Source organism: Nocardia arthritidis (genome assembly GCF_011801145.1).
Classification (GTDB): Bacteria; Actinomycetota; Actinomycetes; order Mycobacteriales; family Mycobacteriaceae; genus Nocardia; species Nocardia arthritidis_A.
In genome coordinates, this window is sequence record NZ_CP046172.1 from 3,098,369 (window position 1) to 3,117,390 (window position 19,022).

The window sequence follows — 19,022 nt, forward strand, 5'->3', positions numbered from 1 at the left end:
CACACGTGCGATCCATGGCGGATGAAATGCGCTAGGAAACCGGATCGGTGGTCGACCGAGTATTTCGGGACGCCCGATCTGTTCGGCCCGCGTGGCGAGAAGTTTCGCGAGCTGCCCGGTCTACAGCTTCGACCGCGCCTTCATCGACGCGGCCGTCGCCGCGTTCCGACGCCGCAACAATGTCACGGGTGTCGGTCATGGAGCGCCTGCTCTACCTCGACATCAAGAGCACCAGCCTGAGCACTCCTATCGAGGAGCATCGAATCGGGTGGTGCTGGGGGAATCCGTCGTCAGACGTCCCGCTCCCGGGTGTAGCCCACGCCTCCGATCACGCCGACCCACTCCTGCCTCTTCGGGAGGGCGCCTTTGTACGGGTCGAGCTTGATCGTCTGGTTCAGGGAATCGATCACACTGTCACTGGTCGACTCCGCCCTGAACCAGTGGTCGCCCGGCACTCCGGTCCACCTCTTATTCTCGTAGTCATCGAGGTCCACCACCCATACCCGTTCCAGATACCACGCGCTGCCGACCCCGCTGTCATCGCTTTGGATCTCGATCGATACGGGATCACCACCGAGGAACCCGAATTTTATGTTGTAGCCTTCGACGTCCCCCCGCTCGAAATCGTCACCGGAATTGTCCAAAGCGAACCAATCCGACTCCGTCGCAGCGCTATGCAATTTCGCCTTGATATTGGCGTCCGTCCCCGCACCCTGGACGTCTCCGGTCTTAGTGATGACTTTCATTCCTTCATGACACGGTGCCTTTCAGAATCGAAAGAATGAGACAGCCCCGACTGCTGCGGAAAATGGAAATGAACTCGCAGGTATTCCGTCGAGTGGCTCGTGATCTCCGCCCCTGCGTCGCCACGCTGCTCGCAGCCTGCCCACTTTCGAGGCTACTCGCAAAATTCGATTGCGGCCCAACCGATCTCACCCGCCACCACGACGTCCGATCACGTCTGGGCTCGGTCGAGATGACGACGCCGCCAATACCAAGCACGCCTATCCCACTCCCGACACCGCGGCCCACCCACTCACCTGAATGTCGTTGCAGTATCAAGCGATCTCGCATCCCGACCTTGCCGCCTGGCGAGGGTCGACCATCCTGAGACGGATCCACCTCAATCCGACCACTCAACCGGCAGTTGCGGGTGTTCGCGAGATCGCTTGGCGGCCAACGGCTATGGCTCACCCGAACGCCCGGAGCGCGGCATGAGGGGGCGTTCACGCAGCCTGGCCGTCAACCCATTGCCCCACAGGGCCGGGTGGAGTGGCAGCGGCGCTACACGATCAGGTCAGTTCGAAGCGGGCGGCGATCCCGTCGAGGACGGGTTCGTCAGTGTCCCAGTCGTAGCTACCCATGCCGAGGCAGAACACGACCGGGCCACGGAGGGCGAAGTATTCGCGTGAGCGGCGGTCGGGTCGGTCGCCTCCTCGGTAGACGAACTCCAGTCGAGTTCCCAGCTGTCCGGCGAAACGAACCTGGTCGGTGGCGAAGTCTTCGTAGCCGAGGCTGCTCAGCTTTTCGACGACTTTGCTCGCGACCTCTTCGGTGGAGCTACTACCTGTGCGCATCTTGAAGACAATGAGCTGTCGGCCGGGACCTCCGGTGGCTCGCAGGATCTCCGGGCCATTGGAGGGGACAGGCGGCAATGTTTCCCAGCCCGCCGGAAGATGAACAGCGCAGCCATATGGCGCGATCTCGATCCGGTTCCATCCAATAGTGTTCACGTTCATATCGATTCCTCCTTCACCGCAGCAGATACCGATACCGCTGACCTTCGCGAACCGGCGTGCGACCGGTATCCCACCTCCAGGAGGTACAAGGTGGGCGCTGATCGTGAGCAGCAGATCCTGCGATACCTGCCGCTGGTGCGGCGGGAAGCGGGACGCTATCGGGTCTGGCGGATGCAACGCGACGATCTGCTGCAGGCCGGGCTGGTGGGGCTGCTCGTGGCGTCGGATCGCTACGACCCGGCCCGAGGAGTGCCGTTCGGCGCCTACGCCCAACATTGGGTGCGCAAGGAGATTCAGCGGACGATCGCCGAACAAGAGTTCCCCTCGGTGATCCCGCCGGACCTGACCGGGCGGGCGGTGGCGTTACGGCAGGTGCTCGCCGACCGCTTCGGGAACGTGTCGGTGACGGCGGCCGTGCTGGGCATGTCCCCAGCGGTGGCGTTGGGCCTGTACCGACAGCTCGCCGCCACCGACCCGAGCGCAGACGATGTCGATGCCGCGGCGGCGGCCATTCCGGGCACGGTGTTCCCGCAGCCGGAGGACAGCGCTGTGACGCATTCACTGCTGGAGTTGATCGCTGCGGTGCTGGCCAGGCTGGAGGAACGACAGGCGGCAGCGCTGATACTTCGGTTCGGTCTCGATGGCGGTCCCGAACGTTCGTGGCGTGAGATCGGCCGGCTGCTCGGCATTTCCGATCACACCGCTAAAAAACTCGTCGAACGAGCCCAAACCGCACTGCGCAACGCCTATGAATAGGCATCGAAGTACTACTCGACCGGATAGACCAAGACTGCCGCTCTCTGGGGTTCACACTGTTTTCATTCGCCACCGACACTGACGACCTCGCCGTCACCTTTGTCCCCCGTCGATCAGGTAGACCTATTGTGCGCGTTGGGTTGCGGACTCGCACCGGATGGCGCCGGTGTCGACGGCGACGTCGACGCGATGGGGCATCAGCTGTTGCCTGCCGAATACGCCGACGTTGGTGATGCGGGTGCGGCCGTTCATTGCTGGGCCAATTCGGTGTGGTCTCATGCGGTCATCGCAACACTGGATTTCTCGTGGTGTACGGGGATGTGATGAGTGATGGCGTCGACGTGACCGTTGTCGGAGAAGCGAATTCCTTTGACCGAAGCCGAGGTCGAGGAGGTGTGGCGGCGGTGGCGATCGGGGCAGGCAGGGTTCACGCTGTGTAGTGGGGGGCGATTCGTGCGGTGAGGGAGTCGAGGATCAGGTCGAATCCGGCGACGAATTGCGCGTCCCGGGAGTGGGTTTCGGGTAACCAGATGCGCAGCGCGGCGGCCTCGTCGGCCGAACCCTCGGCCGGTGTGTCCGCGGCGCAGGGCGGATTGGCCTCCAGCATGCCGAAACCGAGGACGTAGGACAGCACCGCGGAGAACCCCCGCTCGGCATCGGCGGCACTCAGTCCGGCCGTGCGAAGTAGCCGCAGGATGGCTGCGGTGGCGGTCAGGGTCGCGGAGGTGATAGGAGCGCCGGTAATGATCGCGACCAGTTCGGGCCGGCGACGCACCAGGCTGCGCAGGCGGTCGGCGATCGTGCGGAGGGACTCTCGCCACTCGCCCTCGCCCGCGGTGTGGTCGATGACCTCGGCGAGGGCAGCGTCGGCCAGCGCGGCCAGCAGTGCGTCCTTGTTGCGGAAGTGGCGGTAGACCGCGGTGGGATCGGCGTCGAGCCGGGCGGCCAGCGATCGCATGGTCAGCCCCGGCACGCCGAGATCGTCGATGATCTGCTGGGCCGCATCGAGAATGCCGGTTCTGGACAGCCGCTGTTTGCCGCTGCGCTTGCGCTCACCTGTCGTTGTCCGCTCGCCCATGCGCCGAGCTTAACAGAGTGTCAACAGTGTTGACACTCTCTGTTGCTCGCCTTAGAGTCAACGGCGTTGACATCTTTGGGAGGCATCCATGACACAGGCAATGACCGACATCGACATCTCCGATGAGCAGATCCGCAGCTTCATGTACTGGCAGGGCATCCCGACACTGCTCGGCTGCCCCATCGAGACCGACCCGCGGCAGGTCGACATCGCTCTGGTCGGCCTGCCGCTGACCAGCAACCCCGTCGAGCGGACCCAATACCTCGCGCCCCGGGCCGTCCGGCATCGCTCCACCGCCTACCACCGCACCCACCGCGAGTTCGGCGTCAACCCGTTCGACCTCGCCCGTATCCGGGATATGGGCGACGTCCCGTTCGAGAATCACAGCAATGCCGACGCCGCCATGCCCGAGATCGAGCAGTTCTACCGCCACCTCGATGCCGCGGGCGCGCGCCCGTTCACCATCGGCGGCGATCACTCCATCACGCTTCCGGTGCTGCGGTCGATCGCGGGACCGAACTCGCGGCGTCACGAACCGGTGAGCGTGATCCATTTCGACTCGCACACCGATTCCTATCCCTCACCACTGGGCGGAGTGACACATCATCCCGGCGCCGGGTTCCGGATGGGCGTCGAGGAAGGTCTCATCGATCCCACCGCGTCGGTGCAGATCGGCATCAACGGTCCGCTCGCGCATCCCGCCCAGGATGCGTTCTCGCAGGAGAGCGGCTACCGGATCTTCCCGCTGACCGAATTGGAGGACAACGGGATTGCCGCCGCGGTCACCGAGACCCGCGAACTCATCGGTGACCGACCCGTCTTCATCAGCGTCGATCTCGACGTGCTGACCCTGGCCGACGCCCCGGCGGTCGCCGACCCGGAAGCCGGAGGTCTCACCGCCAATGAACTGTTCCGCATGGTGCGCGGTTTCCGCGGAATGAACGTCGTCGGCGGCGATATCGCCTGCTTCGTCCCGCACCTGGACCCGTCGATGGTGACCGCGATCAACGCCAGCGCGATCATGCACCACATCGTCACTCTGATGGCAGAGGCGGTCCGGTCATGATGAGGACCCTCGGGCTACCCGACCATCCGCTTTCGGGTCATGTGGATGCGGCGGAGGTGATTATGTCGGCCCACCGGTGGTTGGTTTGCGCAACGATGGTTACCAGTTCGATGTAGGGCTCGTCCCAGGGGTCTTTGAGGCCGAAGCCGCGGTGCGGGTTTTCCAGCCAGCTGCACCAGTGCCACCCCAGACACCATGAGCGTGCCGCGAAGGTGTCGGCGATCATCCGATATCCGAGGCCGCGCTCGGCCTGGTCGCGAGCCGAGCCGGCTCGGCCGGGGCTCATGATCGTCGGGCACCAGTTGCCGGTGTCGGCGACCAGTATTGGGAGCCCGGTGCGTTTGTGCCAGGTGTCGAATTGCTCGGCCACGGCGTCGATAGCGGTCTGATCGACGGCGGGAAAGGTCTGCAGGCTCAGTACGTCGACATGGTGGGCCGCTGCATCGAGCACCGGTGCCGGGATACCGGCGCGAGTTCCATAACGGTCGCCGAGTATCAGGTGATTCGGGTCGTGTCTGCGAATGGCCTCGACCGATGTCCGGTAGTAGGCCTCGGCGATTTCGGGTAGCTCGTCGGGTGGGTAGCCGCTGCCGGCCGGGTGTTGTGCCCATGCGGGTGCGTCGACGAGGAAGTATCCGATCAGGTTCGGGTCGTCGGGGCGGCATCGGGTGCGGGCCAGGTGGTCGCACCATTGTGCGAATGCCGGAGATCGGGGATCGCGGTAGGCGGGGTGGCCGTTCCAGTGTTCGATCTCGGCAACGCGCAGGGACAGGGTGTAGGGCAGACCGCAGTCGGCGACGTCGTCGTCGGGCAGGCCTTCGGAGTGACCGAGGTCGACGACATCGTGAGTGGCTGAAAGACCACTGCCGCTGACGTATTCGGAGGTCCAGCCGAGTGTGTTGAATCCCCACGCGGACAGTTCCGGCACGAGGCCTTCGTGCAGCCATCGCCGGCGAGAGGACCCGTAGCGCTCGGCGAAAAGGTCGGCGTTGTGCCGGTATCGCAGATTCGTGTCGTCGGCATGGACGACCCCGATGGACAGGAACGGTTCTCCACCGGGTGTCACGAACCGCCATCGGGTCGAGACATCAAGCCTGAAGTATCCGCCGGTGACCATGCCCATCCTTCCTCGAGCGGCGCGTTCAGCTAACCACCATGCCTTCGCGATCGCTTGCATGCCAACCGTTTCGGTGACGCCGAGTTCGGTGGTGTGATCGCGAATCAGCCGAAGGGGTTGTACTCCGTGCATCGGAACTGTTGTCATCAGCCGATGAACGAAGCTGTCTCGCAGGAACATTCGCTGGTGCGACCATCGCGCCGATTCAACTGGGTGGCTCACCTTGCCCTCGCCGTCGCTTGCCTGGCAATGGTGTGCGCCTGGGTTCCTAGCCCATTCGAGAACCCCAACCTCTTTGAGGTGCTGGGCTACGCCGTGTCTCGCATTGTGGTCAGTTGTACGGCATTCGCACTCGCCAAGCGGGGCACGATCCATGCCCTGGACACAGGGGACGGGCTACGCGCAGCCCGCGCAGCCCGCCTCATCGCGATCATCAGCTTCGCGATCAACGTCGTCTTTCTGGCGGCACTTCTGTTTTTCCTGATGCTGGTGGCGGGTAAGTAGCACCGCCGATATCTGGGTAGGTAGACTTCAGCAAGGCCTGTTGGTGATAAGGGGGAGACCTACCAATGTCGACTGTTGACGATTCGGTAACCGGTGACGAATATGCCGGCTTGGCACCGGAATATATCGAGATGATGCGCCGCTCCGTCCGTGAACGGGAATTGGCGGAGCAACGCGCCGAACCGGAGGCCGGTGCGGATCGACTTCCGGTGCATGGCGACTGGATCGAATTCACCGATTGGGAGGATCAGCAAGGTCCGACAGGGATCGTCGAAACATCCTGGTGATACCCGCCGCATGCCGATCCAGGCGCGATCGGCTATTTCCTGGTGGTGTCGTCGTATCCTTCCCGAATTGCGTTGCCGTGTCCATCCCGGTCACCGAGCTCGTTCAAGAGGGCGGTTAGTTGCCCCTCATCCCCGTGCCGCCTGATGTCCTGGAACGGTAATAGCTGGTCGCCGTTGAACAGTGCGTGGTACTTGGCGCGCAGACTTTCCGGGATAGCGGTTGTCTGAAGCACGTTGTAGCTTTCCCCTTCGAAATTCGGCGGATTCGAGGGGACATCGGTGCTGTGCGGAATCGGGGCGGGGCCGATGATCGCATCCTTGAGGGTGTCGCCACCAACGGAGAGAACCTTGGACACGGCATCCCCACCCGGAACCTGGACGGTGATCTTGCTATCGCCGTCGCCAATCGGAATACCCAGGCCGACAACGGCTTTGATGGTATCGAAGGCCGTTTTCTTGTGGTTGTAGATATCCTGCGCGATCTGGTCCTTATCCACTATCGAGGCGCCGACCTCACCGCGCAGCCCGCTGTCCACCAATCCCTGCAACTGCCCGGCGCGAAGCAGCGCCTGCCTGGCATCCGGGGCAGCGGGGTTCTGGCCGAATTCATGTTCGTGCTGCAACGATTTGGCCAGCGCGGCGGCATTGAAGTTCTTGCCCGCGGTTTCGTCGGTATCGAGCAACGAAAAAACATTCCTCGAGCCGGTGAAGGTGTTATTGCCGTGGGGATCGGTCCAGGATGTGTTGGGATTGTTGCCCACGGAGACCTTGAACCCGTCGCCATTATCCGCGGGATGAATGAGGTCGTCCACGTAGGGGGCCATGCTGGCCGATAGCGTTTGCACCAACTTCGGATTGACCTGACCGATGGATTTGTGATCGGTATTCGGGATGTCGTACAGGTGCAATGGATCGCCATCGTCCTTGTTGGCGACCCTGGGGCTGTCTTCGGACATGTACTGCGCGACAGCGCTCATGATCGCGCCTTGCCGATGTTCGACGGCGGTCACCTGTGGGCTGCCGAAGTTCTGATTGTTGTCGTGATACGGGGTGAACAGGGTCGAGACGGCTTCGCCGCCATCGGTCCACTTATGGGTGAGCGCGTCGTGGAGGAACTCTCGGTTGGGGGTACCGTCCGGGCCGGCTACCAGACCCAGCACGGCAGCCTTGTCGTTGCCGACCGCTTTGAACATATCCTCGGTAATGCGCTCGGGCCTGCTGTCGCCGCCATCGACATTGAACCCGATGAGTTTGTGGTTCGGAGCTTGTTCCCACTCGGTCTGTGCGTGCAGGTATCTCGCCGCCACGTCGAGTACTTTCTTGTCCAAATCGCTACCCGCACGATAGTTGGCCTCGGAGGAACCGGCGATTTTCGCGATGGCTTGGTTATCGGCTACGCCGTTCAGCCGTATCTCGCTGGTCCACGCGCCGCCCAGGTAGTCCCAATGGGAGGTGACCAGGTCGTTGCGGTTCAGTGACTCTTGAATCTTATTGGGCAGCAGGTTCAATCCGCCATGTTCCGGAATAATCTGACTATCCTTGACACCGGTCCTGACGCCGGCGTTGGAGACCAGCTGCAGTGAATTGGCGAGCGCGCTGCGAACATTCGCGGGCAGCTTATCCATGAGCTGTGCGATCTCTTGCGGACTCTTACCGTCCAATGCCCGGCTGATCGCCGTCAGGTAGCGCATCTGCGATGCCGAGATCTGCACCGGCTGTCCGGCCTGCAACGCGAAAATCTGCTCCCCTGTCAAATGGCCTGCCGCCATCAAACGGTCGATTTCGGCATCGGTCAGATGTTGCGGATCCTTCAGCAGATGCTCGATATCGGATTTGCCCTGATCCGCGCCTAGCGCCGCCGCGGAAGCGAAGGCGAGCGCCACCTCGGCCCTGGCCTTGTTCAACATGTCCCGGACATCGGTATCCGCCTGCATGGCTTCGCGGGCCGCGGCTTGCAGGTTGTTCTGTACATCGGCCAGTACTTTTGCGTCGGCATTGCCGGATACCCGCAGATCCGGTGTCACCGACCAGCAGTTGTGGGTGCACTGGTTGAGGTACCCCTTGGCCCGCTGCAGCGGCTCACTTATCAGGTGCTCGCCCTTACGCGCTTCATTGGCGAGCGCACCGAGTTTATCGGCGAGGAACTGCATCGTCTTCAGGTCGGCGGCCGCCCGGTTCTGCGCCGCTTCGGCGGCCTTACCCTCCCAATGTGTTCCGTTCACTCGAGCGACGGAATCGGAGTACCTCTCGAAGACCTTCTCCAGCCCGGTACCGATTTGGTCCCAGGAGTTCGCGAACCGAGACAGGATTCCAGGATCGGCGACCCGCAGCCACTCCAGTGCCGTCTGCGGGGTCATTTCGTGCCCCCGACCCAGTCGCCGGTCGCGCCGTTGTACATGGCGATGAACTGGTCGGCCGCGCTGTCATCCATATTCTGGAATTGTGTGGCGGCCTGACTCATCACATCGCCGGTCTCGTTCAGTCGCTCCTTGGCGGTGGGGATCAGCGAGTTGGTGATCAGGTCCCGGGTTATCTCACCTGCGGTCCTGCCGGACAGAATCGGGCTGTCGGCATTGGGATCCGGTGCGTTGTCCGCCTTGACGCCTGCGGCCTGTCCGGCGAGGTCGTGCAGCGTCGACGCCAACTTGGCGATGATGTCGAGGTCGGTTCGAAGACTCATGCGTGGGCCCCCCGAAGATTGAACTTTGACATGACAGAGTCGAGGAGGTCTCCCCGAACTCTTCAGTATCGCTGCACACGGTTTGTCGAGAATTAATGTGCGCTTAACGGTGCAGCTCAGCGGATAGAGCGGCACGGAAAGCCCCGCCACAACCCAATTGTGTTGGGGCGGCGAACTTGCAAGAGTTGCCACCCGGTTCGAACCTCATCGACACATGCTCGTCGACACGAGCAGGACGTTGCGCCGCAGTGGATTTCGGTCCGAAGACCGCGCCGCGGCATAGAAAGACGTTCAGTGCGTCAGATCGCCCGCCCCAGCGGCATTTTCGTGCGTTGGCGGACGAAGGCGTTACCAACCGAGGACACCGGAGGCGTCGAACAACTGCCCGGTGGCGCCGCCCTCGGCATCGAGGGCTAAAGCGATGATGGTCTGCGCGCTTTCGGCCGGTGATCGAGTTCCGGTGAAGTTGTTCAACGACGTTGCGGTGTACCCCGGGTCGACGGCGTTGACCCGGAAGGTCGGTAAAGCGCGCGCGTACTGGTAGGTGAGCATGTTCAACGCGGCCTTCGACACCGGATACACCAGCCCTTGCAGCTGAGACTCCATCCGTTCGGGATCGTTGTTGACCGTGAAAGAGCCACGGCCGCTGGTCACGTTGACGATTCGCGGGCTCGCGGACTTGTGCATCAACGGCAGCAAGGCATGGGTGAGGCGAACCGCGCCAAGCAGATTGATGTTCATGACCTCGGAAAAATCGCCGGCGACGGTGTCTTCGACGGCGGGCCGACTTCCTCCGGTCGCGGCGTTGTTGATCAAGATGTCCACCCGGCCGTCCCGCTCGATCACACCGGCCGCGGCCACCACGCTGTCGTCGTCAGCAATGTCCAGCTCCACGGCCGTCACCGCACCGCTGGCACCGAGCTCCGCCGCAACGGCCTCCCCGGCCGATAAGTCGCGGCAGCCCAACCACACTCGGCATCCCCGCGCCGCCAGACCGCGTGCCACTTCCTTTCCGATACCTCGAGTTGCTCCTGACACCACGGCCACTGGCATTTCCGTCATGATCACCATCGTGCCACCGTCACGGACCGGTGCGGGAATCCACACCCTACTGTCCGGAAACCCCTACTGATCAGCGAGCATTCGATTTCTAACGTGGCGGTCATGAGCAACGCGATAACCATTTACGCCGCCGAGTCCGGCGGTGTCGCGGGATGGGCTACGACGATCATGCACACCCTCGGGGGACCGGGCGCGGCGGTGGCCAATGCCGCCGACAGCGTGTTCCCGGCCATCCCGAGCGAAATAATCCTTCCGCTGGCCGGTTTCGCGGCCGCACGCGGAGAGATGCCGTTGGCCGGCGCGCTGGTGTGGACCACCATCGGTTCGGTGGTCGGTGCGCTGGTGCTGTACCTGCTCGGCGCGCTGGTCGGGAGGGAGCGTCTGTACGCCCTCGCGACCCGGTTACCGCTGATTCGGGCCGAAGACCTCGAGCGCAGCGAGCAATGGTTCGCCCGGCACGGCCGCAAGGCCGTGTTGTTCGGTCGGATGGTGCCGGTGGTGCGGTGTCTGGTCTCGGCGCCGGCCGGTGTCGAGCGGATGCCGGTCGGCCAGTTCATCGCGCTCACCGCTGTGGGCAGCGCGATCTGGAACACCCTGTTCGTGCTGGCCGGGTATCACCTGGGCGAAAACTGGGAATTGGTCCGCGATTACGCTGCGCGGTACCAACTGGCCGTCGGCATCGCGGCAGGCGTGGCAGTGATCTTCTGGTTGGTTCGCCGCGTGCGCGGTCGGTCTAGCCTGGGTTCGTGATCATGGTCGATGAGCCCTCGCTGCCGCGCCGGGCTTGCTACCCCGTCATCGGCGCGATAATCGGGACCTGCACGGCTTTACGTGGGCTCGCGGCACTCGTCAGCGGGAATAGTCTCGGCCTGCGCCGCCACGCCCGCCGGGAACGGCATCGACTCGCGCGCTGGTTCCGCGCCGCTGCCGTGGCCGAGCTACCCGACCGCGACCCCACCGGCTACGTGCTGCTGCGCGCACTCTACGCGGTCGTCGGTGGGGTCATGCTGATCGTGGCCGGCGCGGCCGCGCTGGGTTACTTCGGGTGGGCGCTGGAACTCACACTGGTGCACCGCATTCCACTGACGACCAGCGTGGTGTCGCTCGCTGTCGGGGCCGTGGGGATATACCTGTGCCGCCAGTTCGCGCTCGCCCTCGGTCAGGGCGACATCGCCGCGGCGATGCGGTATCTGGGCGAGGACGGCACCCAATCGCGGTTGCGGGAACTCGAACGCACTCGCGCCGATGTTATTCGTGCCGTCGACGACGAACGGCGCCGAATCGAACGCAGCCTCCACGACGGGGTGCAGCAGCGAACCGTCACGCTCGCACTGCAATTGGGCCGCATGCGCCGAAACATGCAGCGCCGGAACACGACCGCACTCGCCGACGAACTCGATCGCGCCGTCGAGCAGGCAACCGGATTGCTCGCCGACCTGCGCGAGGTGGCATGGCGGATCTACCCATCGATCCTCGACGAGCGCGGCCTCGCGGCGGCACTGCGGGGCCTGTCCGCACACACCATGATGCCGCTGCGGCTCGAGCTGAGCATCGAGTGCGAACCGCCGACCCCGGTCGCGGCGGCGGCGTACTTCGTGGTCGCCGAGGCCGCGACGAACGCTGCCAAACACTCTGGGGCAAAGGATATCTCGGTGACCGTGACGCACCTGGCGGATCGGATCGTCGCCGCGGTCCGAGACGACGGCATCGGCGGGGCCGACCCCGAGGGCGGCGGCCTGACCGGGCTGCGGCGCCGGGTGGCTGCCCTCGACGGCGTACTGCGGGTGCACAGCCCCACCGGGGGCCCGACCATCGTGACCGCGGAGCTGCCATGCGTATCGTGATCGCCGAGGATTCGGCGCTGCTGCGCGAGGGGCTGGTCCGCCTGCTCACCGACGAGGGCCACGACGTCGTCGCGGTCGGTACAGCGATCGAACTCGTCCACGAAACCGAGAGCAGCACACCCGATCTCGTCATCGTCGATGTCCGCATGCCGCCGACGCATACCACCGAGGGAATCGACGCGGCACGCGACCTGAAGTCCCGGTTCCCCGATCTGGGCGTGCTCGTACTGTCGCAATACGTCGAGCGGCACAACGCGATCGAGCTCCTCACATCCGGAATCGGCGGAGTCGGCTACCTTCTCAAAGACCGTGTCGCCAATGTCGACGCCTTCCTCGCCGACCTCGACCGAATCGCGGCCGGTGGCACCACATTCGATCCCGAGGTCGTCCGGCAACTATTCGCACAACAACGTCGCGCCGACCCACTCGCCTCCCTCACCTCCCGCGAACTCGATGTACTCCAGCTCCTCGCCCAAGGGCTCACCAATACCGGCATCGCCGACCGACTGTCGCTGTCCACCAGCGCGGTCGAGAAACATATCAACGCCATCTTCGCCAAGCTGCACCTCACCAAGGACCCCGCACACAGCCAACGCGTCCGTGCAATCCTGATCTACCTGGAACAAAGCACATAGCCCGCCTGCCACCGCCGTTCCCGCCATCGACGACGAGCCCTTCGGCCGATCCGCCATTCGACGATTCGGCCCACCGGCCCTTCCGGATGGGGACCTTGCCTCCCGAGTCCTCCGTTGCCCGAAAACCGGGTGCGGACGGTCGGCGCGGTGGTGTGTGATCGCGGGTATGGCGATTGTGTTGGGCACGCCCGGAGTCGACGGCCTGCGCGAGCCTGTGGGAGCGTTGCGGGAGTGGCAGTACGACGGGGCGCCGATGCAACTGCATCCGGGGGATCTGGGCTGGTTCTGGCGGTTCGGTGCACAGGCTACGGCCGCGGCGGTGCGGACTTGGCGCCGGGAGGGACAGATTCGCGCGGTCGGGCTGCTGGACGGGCCCACGTTGTTGCGGCTGGCGATCGCGCCGGATGCCGGGCGGGATGAGGAGCTGGCGCGGCAGCTGGTCGAGGACGTGACCGCCCCGGAGCGCGGCGTATTGATAGAGGGGCAGGCGTGCGTCGCCGCGCCGACGGGCGCACTGGTCCGCGATCTGCTGTCCGGGGACGGCTGGAACGCCGACGAGCCGTGGATGCCGCTTCGCCGCGACCTCACCGAGCCGGTGCCGGACCCGGGTGTGCGGATCGAGGTGATCGGGCCGGAGCAGGCGCACGTGCGGACCGCCGTACAGCGGGCATCGTTCGACGGGTCGTCGTTCACCGTCGAGCGCTGGCACGCGATGGCGGCCGGGTTGCCGTACGCCGACGCCCGGTGTCTGGTCGCCTACGACGACCAGGGCGAGGCGGTGGCGGCGGTGACGGTGTGGTCGGCCGGTCCTGCGAAGCCCGGGTTGCTCGAGCCGATGGGCGTGCATCGAAAACATCGCGGCCACGGCTACGGCAAGGCGATCACCGTCGCCGCGGCGGCCGCACTTCAGGAGCTCGGTTCGTCGAGCGCGATCGTCTGCACCCCGAGCTCCAATATCGGTGCGATCGTCACCTACAAGTCGGCCGGCTTCCAACAACTCCCCGAGATCCGGGACCAATGTCGGGTACTGGACTTGCTCGGCAAGCCGATCACGGTGAGCGAATAACCATGAGCCGCTATAGCTCAATAGTGATGTAACCCACAGCAAAATCTCAGCGATGGATGAGTACGAGGTGCGCACCTCCCACAGGTCGGGGACGGAACAAATTGTGCCCCACGGGCGCAGGAAGACAGGTGACATCATGCGCACCGCTACTCTCGGCCGGATCCTCACGGCCACCGGGCTCATGGTCGGCAGCGTGCTGGCCATTCCCGCTGTTTCGGGCTCATCGCCGGCGCCGTTGGTCGAGACCCAGATCCCCACGCAGCTGCCCGCGCTGTCCTGTGATGTGGGAGGACAAGCAGATCTTGTGCCTCCTAAAGCGCTGTACGCGGCGTCATATCGACACTGCACCGTTCCTGGTGCGCTCGTCGGTAGCCCGCCCCCGCAGTACAGTTCATGGCTGGCCACGACGCCGGCCAGCATGACCGGTTGCGACCCGGCGGGACCGATAGTCCTCACCGGATCGGCAAACCTCTACTGGGTCGACCGCAACGACACCTTCCAGAACGGCACCGCCGACTACACCATCACCCTGAATCTGAGTAATCCGAGCAACGGGGCGAATTTGGTCATCAACGTCAAGAACGGGCCGTACAAGGGTTACTCGATCAACGCCATCGTGGCCCTCACGACGGACAGCCCGATGACGTGCCCCGATGGCACAAAGTCGTTTGCCCGTGTCTTCATCGATGGTCCGCCCGATTCGGTCAACTTCTTCAAAACCTCCTGACCGGAGCCGATAAGTCACCGGCTGGATGTGGCATTGCCTTACCCGGCGATGCCACATCCAAGGCGGTATCGGGCGCAGGCATTCCGACGGGCGGCTTCGCTACCTAACCGGCATACCGGATATCTCGAGCCCCAGCACATTTACGCCACGCCTGGCCGCGGCTGCTCGAACGAGTACGCAGAAGCGGGCCGCTACGACTTCGGGGTGTCGGTGAGCGTGCCTGAGATCTTGCTGTCGTCGCTCGTGCCCTGAAATCCGTCCGGGCTACACGATCCCAGCTTCAGGCTCGTTACCTGACCGTCGAACGTTATCGTGCTTTTCTTTCCGAACACAGACAGAGTGCCCTCGACGTCAAGTTTTGCGTTACCGCCTTTCGAAGGAACGACTATCGAACCTTTCGTCAGCTTGAATATTTCTTCATCACCGTTGGCGTCCTTGTCGTCGGTTCCCACCTTGGAAAGCGAGATTTCACAGGCGCTACCGTTCGGATGGAACTCGAGGGCATCTTTGTTCACAGGATCATCGATGGGCAACTCGACGCAGCTGGAATCGCTGTCGGAGGTGTATTTGATGTCAGACTTGACGGTGAATCCCTTGTCGCCTTTGTTCCGTGTCACCGAGATCGGGGTGTTCTCGGCGATCGTGCATGTAGTCGTGTTCGTGTCCGACTTCTCCGCCATCGCGGCAGGGGCGGCGACCGCGCTGTAGCCGAGTGCCCAGACGCTCAGCAGCACTGCGGCGGCCGGGGCGAACCGGCCCGGTCCTGTGTGATGCGAACGCGGCGAACTCGCCGGTGCCTGTGCTTTCGATCGTTCGATTTCCATGCAAACCTTCCGTTGTTTGTGTGGCGCGTCGATACGACAACGCCGCGCCGCCAGGATGTTTCGGCACGGCCTCGCCACGACCCCGGGCTGAGGTCGGGTAGAACCGATCACCAGCTGGACCTCGTCTCCGCGTGCCGGATCGACGGGTTGCGCCGGACTGGGACAGACTGTTCCAGCCGGTAGCCAACCGATTCCGAAACCGCATTCGTTGCGGTGCGGGATACGGATGGGTCGAATTCGGCAAACTCGTCACGGGTCCCGGATCGGCGGCCAGGTGCCGCGCCGCCTCCCAGGACCGTTCCACGAACGTACGGAAATCGGCTGCTTCCGTGCGTTGGGGCGATCGAGATCAGCTCGGCGCGTTGATCTCCGGACCACGCGGTAATTGCGGATACTTGCATCGACTGGAGCCAGCTTGTGGGTGGGTGACTTGAATGGCTTGATACAGAACGCTTTACGCTGCTGACCGTGCGTTCGGACGACAGCGGCCTGCCCGCAGGTGGCGTTGTCATGCCGGATGTGGCTGTGGCGTTTCCGGACAACTAATTCTGACGATGCAGCGTGTCCGGGAAAGCCGGGGGCACAATCGTTTTCGCGTCGCAGTCGTGAGTGGAGTACTGGCGCTGCCTGGATCGCCGCCCTAAGATCGTTGCCAGTACCCGAGGGGGAGACGATGAGTATCACCGAGTTGTGCCGATGACGGCCCGGCGCCGCGGCTCCTACGGCGTGGATGGGCCACCGCAGCTCCTCGGCCTCGGAGTTTCCTCCTTGGCGTTCCTCGTCGCCGCCGTGGTTGTGCGCCAACGGATTTCCCGGTGGCTGCTGGCGATCGGTCTCAGTGGAGCTCTGCAATGGCTCCTGTATCTGTATGTCACCCGCCGAGGAAAATTCCAGGTCTGGGAAACCTTGCTCGACGACCTGCGCCTGCGAGGCGATGAATGCCTGCTGGATCTCGGGTGCGGTCGCGGTGCGGTACTGCTCGCCGCCGCTCGGAGACTGCCGAACGGTCGCGCCGTCGGTGTCGATCTGTGGCGCACGATCGACCAGTCCGGGAACGCACCGGAGGTCACCGAACGGAACGCTCGAGCCGAAGAAGTTGCCGACCGCATCGAACTCCGTACCGGTAACCTGACACGGCTTCCCTTCTCGGACAACACCTTCGATGTCGTTACCGCCAGCCTCGCCATTCACAACATTGCCGACGCCCAGCGTCGTGCCGATGCCCTGCGGGAAGCCGTGCGCGTGCTGCGCCCCGGAGGCCGCCTCGTCATCGTGGATGTCTTTCACACTCGCGAATACCAGACCGCCTTGGAACTACTCGGCGCCACCGCAGTCTCCTCCCGCTCCGCCGGTTGGCGCATGTGGTGGGGCGGTCCCTGGATCACCACCCGCATCGTAACCGCCACTGCGCCAGCCGTTTAGCCGTAGTTCGGCGTCAGCCTCGGCGTATCCATCCTTGGGTGATGTCGCCGAGGTTCCACCAGGAAACGTATTGTGTGTCTTGGGATTTCAATTCCCAGGATGTGTTGAGTCTGTCGAAGAAGGCGTCGTCTCCGGTTTTGCCGCCCTTGGGTTCTCCGATGAAGATCAGGCGTTGGCCGCCAGCCTCTTCGAAGGCGTGGAGTGCTCGGGACGCCATTGCGTCGCCCCATCCTGGTGGCCAGCACAGGAACAGCACGCTGTCCTTTTGATGCTCGGTGGTGAGGTTGTCGAGGGTGCTGACCGGGTACCAGACATCGAGTTGTCCTGCGGCAGAGGGGAAGGACACGTTCGTGGTCTGGTCCGGTGGTTCCGAGTCGAATGCCGACACTGCCACGTCGTGCTTTGCCAGTTGATCGGCCCAGTAGCCGCGGCCCGCGCCGAGTTCGAGAACACTCTGCCCTTCGGTGAATTCCTTTATCCACGACAGGGTTTCGGGGGATGGGATCGCGTATGCGTAGACGGCTTGCAGGATCATCTGTGCGTAGCCGAGTCGTGCGCTGCCGTTCGGCCGACCGCCGTCGACGACCCTTCGCTGTTCGGTGTCGGTGACCGATGGGCCGACGATGTCCCAGTACGGGTTCGCCGATGTCGTCGGACCGCCGGTCATGAAGTGCACGAATCGGAGATCGAACGCCGCATCGGCAACGTCATCGCCGGTTCTGGGTAGCTGGGGTGCCATGTCGAGATAGTCGGCGACCTTCGGGTACTCGGTTCGGAGTCGTTGCTCGTCTCCCAGCAGTGCGGCCAGTTCGTCCCGTCGCTCGGTCGTCAACGAAAGCCCAGTCATATGTCGATTCTCTTGGACCACTCGCAGGAAGTCCTGCGCCGAGGCCGGCTCGACCTCGTCTCACAACTGGGGTTCAGCGAAACACCGCCGGCCTATCCCGAAGACCAGTACATGGCGGCCTACCTCGAACGCGGGACCGAACCGATCTGGGCGACCTACTCGCTGCTCGGGGTCGAGCAGTGGACCCGAGACGGCTGGCAGATCTCCTATTTCCTCGACAGAGGCATCGAAATCTGTGGTATCGCAACCGATTTCATGCAACAGGCGTATCCGAAGGCAGTGAGCCTGTTGTGCGCGTTGGGTCGCTACAACGAATGCCCCGGAGCGTACCGGCCGTGCCGGTTGGTGCCGGTCGTGCGGGTACCGTGCCGCTGCGGGTGCGGCTGCCGAGAACGCTCACAGCGGCGGCGCACCGACGATCGAGGCGATCAGCCGACCGACGAACTGAATGATATTGATCCAAATGGGAAGAGCGGCAACGTAACTCACGACGAGCCTCCTGAAGCGGGATAGCGGAAAGGAAGAATTCGTCGTCCTCGTCCCAGTCGTCGGGCTCGGTATTCCGTTGCGGGCGTGGGGCAGTGGGCGGTGCCGGTGGTGGGGCCGCGCCCTGGAACGCAGTCGTCTTGCGGCCAGGGGTTGCCCACGGATCCGGTGCGTGGCGGATCCGCCGCGATTTCGAGATTCCGCTCTTTCTGCAGCGGGTCGTCGCGGCGTGGGATGTGCTTGCGGCGCAAAGGCTGAGGCGGGGGTAGGCAGGGTGGCTCCGGCGTACGACAGGACCAGCTATCGACGTCGCCTTTCCCGGTGCGCGATGAACCATTCCGCTGCGGTTTGCGCTGCCTCGAGTGGGGCGATGTTGTCGTGGCACAGACCATCCGGCGGCGAGGTGTCGATACCCGCACTGGTTGCCCTGACGCCGTCGTCCCAGTTGAGACCTGCTGGACTCCACCCGCCGCGGAGGGAGGTTCCGTCGTAGTCGACGCGCAGTGTGTCGTGGATATGGCCGTTCCTGTCTACGAGGTCCAGGGAGGCGATCACCCAGAGAGTGCCGTCGTCGTCTGCGTGGTACCAATCGTCTATGGCTGCCACCTGTGTTCTCAGCGCGGCAAAGAAACTCTGCTCATCCGGTGTCGGATCTTGATGGCGCACAGTGCCATTCTCCTCTCCTTACAGTGGCGGCCCAGCGCGCGCTCGACAACAATCGCCGTCACAGACCTTGGCCGCCAAGAACCTCCGCTCCCGCACAATGGGATTTCGCCCTGGACATCCGGCGCGCGCCACGGCCCGCTCGGATCGGACTGAAGTAGTGCCAGCAGCACGTTCGCGTCCGGTACAGGCCACCTAGCGCGACAATTTGACGGGTCG

22 protein-coding genes are annotated in these 19,022 nt (G+C 63.8%); 11 read left to right on the plus strand and 11 right to left on the minus strand.

The features are described 5' to 3' along the window. Window positions 1–290: 290 nt before the first annotated feature. Both F5544_RS13660 and F5544_RS13665 read right to left on the minus strand, forming a co-directional pair. Window positions 291–746, minus strand: coding sequence for a PLAT/LH2 domain-containing protein (locus F5544_RS13660; RefSeq protein ID WP_167473540.1), 456 nt, complete (start codon window positions 744–746; stop codon window positions 291–293). 546 nt (window positions 747–1,292) lie between these two features. Continuing rightward, complete coding sequence (locus F5544_RS13665) at window positions 1,293–1,577, minus strand: hypothetical protein (RefSeq protein ID WP_167473541.1); 285 nt, start codon at window positions 1,575–1,577, stop codon at window positions 1,293–1,295. Window positions 1,578–1,829: 252 nt separating this feature from the next. Between F5544_RS13665 and F5544_RS13670 the strand changes: the two genes are divergently transcribed. Next, window positions 1,830–2,495, plus strand: coding sequence for a sigma-70 family RNA polymerase sigma factor (locus F5544_RS13670; RefSeq protein ID WP_167473542.1), 666 nt, complete (start codon window positions 1,830–1,832; stop codon window positions 2,493–2,495). A gap of 123 nt (window positions 2,496–2,618) precedes the next feature. Here F5544_RS13670 and F5544_RS47050 read toward each other — a convergent pair whose 3' ends face one another. Continuing rightward, complete coding sequence (locus F5544_RS47050; protein WP_275107028.1) at window positions 2,619–2,747, minus strand: hypothetical protein; 129 nt, start codon at window positions 2,745–2,747, stop codon at window positions 2,619–2,621. A 175-nt stretch (window positions 2,748–2,922) separates the two neighbouring features. Beyond that, window positions 2,923–3,573, minus strand: coding sequence for a TetR/AcrR family transcriptional regulator (locus tag F5544_RS13675; RefSeq protein ID WP_167473543.1), 651 nt, complete (start codon window positions 3,571–3,573; stop codon window positions 2,923–2,925). Window positions 3,574–3,661: 88 nt separating this feature from the next. Here F5544_RS13675 and F5544_RS13680 point away from each other — a divergent pair, with 88 nt between their 5' ends. After that, window positions 3,662–4,639 (plus strand): arginase family protein, encoded by a 978-nt coding sequence (locus tag F5544_RS13680; protein WP_238847235.1) that lies wholly within the window; start codon window positions 3,662–3,664, stop codon window positions 4,637–4,639. A gap of 37 nt (window positions 4,640–4,676) precedes the next feature. On the opposite strand, the gene F5544_RS13685 is transcribed toward F5544_RS13680, so the two are convergent. Continuing rightward, window positions 4,677–5,705 (minus strand): agarase, encoded by a 1,029-nt coding sequence (locus F5544_RS13685; protein ID WP_238847236.1) that lies wholly within the window; start codon window positions 5,703–5,705, stop codon window positions 4,677–4,679. Between the two features lie 204 nt (window positions 5,706–5,909). Between F5544_RS13685 and F5544_RS13690 the strand changes: the two genes are divergently transcribed. Both F5544_RS13690 and F5544_RS13695 read left to right on the plus strand, forming a co-directional pair. Then, window positions 5,910–6,260 carry a hypothetical protein gene (locus tag F5544_RS13690; RefSeq protein WP_167473545.1) on the plus strand — a complete coding sequence of 117 codons (351 nt, stop codon included), beginning with the start codon at window positions 5,910–5,912 and terminating at the stop codon, window positions 6,258–6,260. Between the two features lie 65 nt (window positions 6,261–6,325). Continuing rightward, a complete protein-coding gene (locus F5544_RS13695) occupies window positions 6,326–6,547 on the plus strand; it encodes a hypothetical protein (RefSeq protein WP_167473546.1) in 222 nt (73 codons plus the stop codon). Window positions 6,548–6,579: 32 nt separating this feature from the next. Here the strand turns inward: F5544_RS13695 and F5544_RS13700 are convergent, their stop codons facing one another. The 3 genes from F5544_RS13700 to F5544_RS13710 all read right to left on the minus strand — a co-directional run bounded on the left by F5544_RS13700 (window position 6,580) and on the right by F5544_RS13710 (window position 10,298). Continuing rightward, window positions 6,580–8,904, minus strand: a complete 2,325-nt coding sequence (locus F5544_RS13700; protein WP_167473547.1) for a hypothetical protein — start codon at window positions 8,902–8,904, stop codon at window positions 6,580–6,582. Then, window positions 8,901–9,227 carry a hypothetical protein gene (locus tag F5544_RS13705; protein WP_167473548.1) on the minus strand — a complete coding sequence of 109 codons (327 nt, stop codon included), beginning with the start codon at window positions 9,225–9,227 and terminating at the stop codon, window positions 8,901–8,903. Before F5544_RS13705 ends, F5544_RS13700 begins: the two co-directional genes overlap by 4 nt. A 348-nt stretch (window positions 9,228–9,575) precedes the next feature. Then, a complete protein-coding gene (locus F5544_RS13710; protein ID WP_203217555.1) occupies window positions 9,576–10,298 on the minus strand; it encodes an SDR family NAD(P)-dependent oxidoreductase in 723 nt (240 codons plus the stop codon). Between the two features lie 93 nt (window positions 10,299–10,391). Between F5544_RS13710 and F5544_RS13715 the strand changes: the two genes are divergently transcribed. The 5 genes from F5544_RS13715 (at window position 10,392) to F5544_RS13735 (ending at window position 14,561) form a co-directional block, all read left to right on the plus strand. Beyond that, window positions 10,392–11,039 (plus strand): DedA family protein, encoded by a 648-nt coding sequence (locus F5544_RS13715; RefSeq protein WP_167473549.1) that lies wholly within the window; start codon window positions 10,392–10,394, stop codon window positions 11,037–11,039. 2 nt (window positions 11,040–11,041) lie between these two features. Then, complete coding sequence (locus F5544_RS13720) at window positions 11,042–12,133, plus strand: sensor histidine kinase (protein ID WP_167479180.1); 1,092 nt, start codon at window positions 11,042–11,044, stop codon at window positions 12,131–12,133. Next, entirely contained in the window at window positions 12,121–12,768 is a 648-nt protein-coding gene (locus tag F5544_RS13725; RefSeq protein WP_167473550.1) for a response regulator transcription factor, read from the plus strand. Before F5544_RS13720 ends, F5544_RS13725 begins: the two co-directional genes overlap by 13 nt. Window positions 12,769–12,934: 166 nt before the next feature. Further along, window positions 12,935–13,834, plus strand: a complete 900-nt coding sequence (locus tag F5544_RS13730; RefSeq protein ID WP_167473551.1) for a GNAT family N-acetyltransferase — start codon at window positions 12,935–12,937, stop codon at window positions 13,832–13,834. A 52-nt stretch (window positions 13,835–13,886) separates the two neighbouring features. Beyond that, a complete protein-coding gene (locus F5544_RS13735; RefSeq protein WP_167473552.1) occupies window positions 13,887–14,561 on the plus strand; it encodes a hypothetical protein in 675 nt (224 codons plus the stop codon). Window positions 14,562–14,752: 191 nt separating this feature from the next. On the opposite strand, the gene F5544_RS13740 is transcribed toward F5544_RS13735, so the two are convergent. After that, complete coding sequence (locus F5544_RS13740) at window positions 14,753–15,385, minus strand: hypothetical protein (RefSeq protein WP_167473553.1); 633 nt, start codon at window positions 15,383–15,385, stop codon at window positions 14,753–14,755. A 696-nt stretch (window positions 15,386–16,081) separates the two neighbouring features. Between F5544_RS13740 and F5544_RS13745 the strand changes: the two genes are divergently transcribed. Next, window positions 16,082–16,807: a class I SAM-dependent methyltransferase gene (locus F5544_RS13745; RefSeq protein ID WP_167473554.1), complete on the plus strand. Its 726-nt coding sequence runs from the start codon at window positions 16,082–16,084 to the stop codon at window positions 16,805–16,807. 13 nt (window positions 16,808–16,820) lie between these two features. Here the strand turns inward: F5544_RS13745 and F5544_RS13750 are convergent, their stop codons facing one another. Then, window positions 16,821–17,654 (minus strand): hypothetical protein, encoded by an 834-nt coding sequence (locus tag F5544_RS13750; protein WP_167473555.1) that lies wholly within the window; start codon window positions 17,652–17,654, stop codon window positions 16,821–16,823. Between F5544_RS13750 and F5544_RS13755 the strand changes: the two genes are divergently transcribed. Then, complete coding sequence (locus tag F5544_RS13755; protein ID WP_167473556.1) at window positions 17,655–18,167, plus strand: hypothetical protein; 513 nt, start codon at window positions 17,655–17,657, stop codon at window positions 18,165–18,167. It begins immediately after the preceding gene. 273 nt (window positions 18,168–18,440) lie between these two features. On the opposite strand, the gene F5544_RS13760 is transcribed toward F5544_RS13755, so the two are convergent. After that, window positions 18,441–18,806, minus strand: a complete 366-nt coding sequence (locus F5544_RS13760) for a hypothetical protein (protein ID WP_167473557.1) — start codon at window positions 18,804–18,806, stop codon at window positions 18,441–18,443. Between the last annotated feature and the right edge of the window lie 216 nt (window positions 18,807–19,022).

Coding starts and splice junctions, on each gene's coding strand:
- F5544_RS13675 (WP_167473543.1), bottom strand. CDS start 3,573: ATGGGCGAGCGGACAACGACAGGTGAGCGCAAGCGCAGCGGCAAACAG.
- F5544_RS13680 (WP_238847235.1), top strand. CDS start 3,662: ATGACACAGGCAATGACCGACATCGACATCTCCGATGAGCAGATCCGC.
- F5544_RS13755 (WP_167473556.1), top strand. CDS start 17,655: ATGTCGATTCTCTTGGACCACTCGCAGGAAGTCCTGCGCCGAGGCCGG.
- F5544_RS13735 (WP_167473552.1), top strand. CDS start 13,887: ATGGATGAGTACGAGGTGCGCACCTCCCACAGGTCGGGGACGGAACAA.
- F5544_RS13715 (WP_167473549.1), top strand. CDS start 10,392: ATGAGCAACGCGATAACCATTTACGCCGCCGAGTCCGGCGGTGTCGCG.
- F5544_RS13695 (WP_167473546.1), top strand. CDS start 6,326: ATGTCGACTGTTGACGATTCGGTAACCGGTGACGAATATGCCGGCTTG.
- F5544_RS13700 (WP_167473547.1), bottom strand. CDS start 8,904: ATGACCCCGCAGACGGCACTGGAGTGGCTGCGGGTCGCCGATCCTGGA.
- F5544_RS13690 (WP_167473545.1), top strand. CDS start 5,910: ATGAACGAAGCTGTCTCGCAGGAACATTCGCTGGTGCGACCATCGCGC.
- F5544_RS13750 (WP_167473555.1), bottom strand. CDS start 17,654: ATGACTGGGCTTTCGTTGACGACCGAGCGACGGGACGAACTGGCCGCA.
- F5544_RS13725 (WP_167473550.1), top strand. CDS start 12,121: ATGCGTATCGTGATCGCCGAGGATTCGGCGCTGCTGCGCGAGGGGCTG.
- F5544_RS13745 (WP_167473554.1), top strand. CDS start 16,082: ATGACGGCCCGGCGCCGCGGCTCCTACGGCGTGGATGGGCCACCGCAG.
- F5544_RS13705 (WP_167473548.1), bottom strand. CDS start 9,227: ATGAGTCTTCGAACCGACCTCGACATCATCGCCAAGTTGGCGTCGACG.
- F5544_RS13740 (WP_167473553.1), bottom strand. CDS start 15,385: ATGGAAATCGAACGATCGAAAGCACAGGCACCGGCGAGTTCGCCGCGT.
- F5544_RS13660 (WP_167473540.1), bottom strand. CDS start 746: ATGAAAGTCATCACTAAGACCGGAGACGTCCAGGGTGCGGGGACGGAC.
- F5544_RS13730 (WP_167473551.1), top strand. CDS start 12,935: ATGGCGATTGTGTTGGGCACGCCCGGAGTCGACGGCCTGCGCGAGCCT.
- F5544_RS47050 (WP_275107028.1), bottom strand. CDS start 2,747: ATGAACGGCCGCACCCGCATCACCAACGTCGGCGTATTCGGCAGGCAA.
- F5544_RS13710 (WP_203217555.1), bottom strand. CDS start 10,298: ATGGTGATCATGACGGAAATGCCAGTGGCCGTGGTGTCAGGAGCAACT.
- F5544_RS13720 (WP_167479180.1), top strand. CDS start 11,042: ATGGTCGATGAGCCCTCGCTGCCGCGCCGGGCTTGCTACCCCGTCATC.
- F5544_RS13665 (WP_167473541.1), bottom strand. CDS start 1,577: ATGCGCACAGGTAGTAGCTCCACCGAAGAGGTCGCGAGCAAAGTCGTC.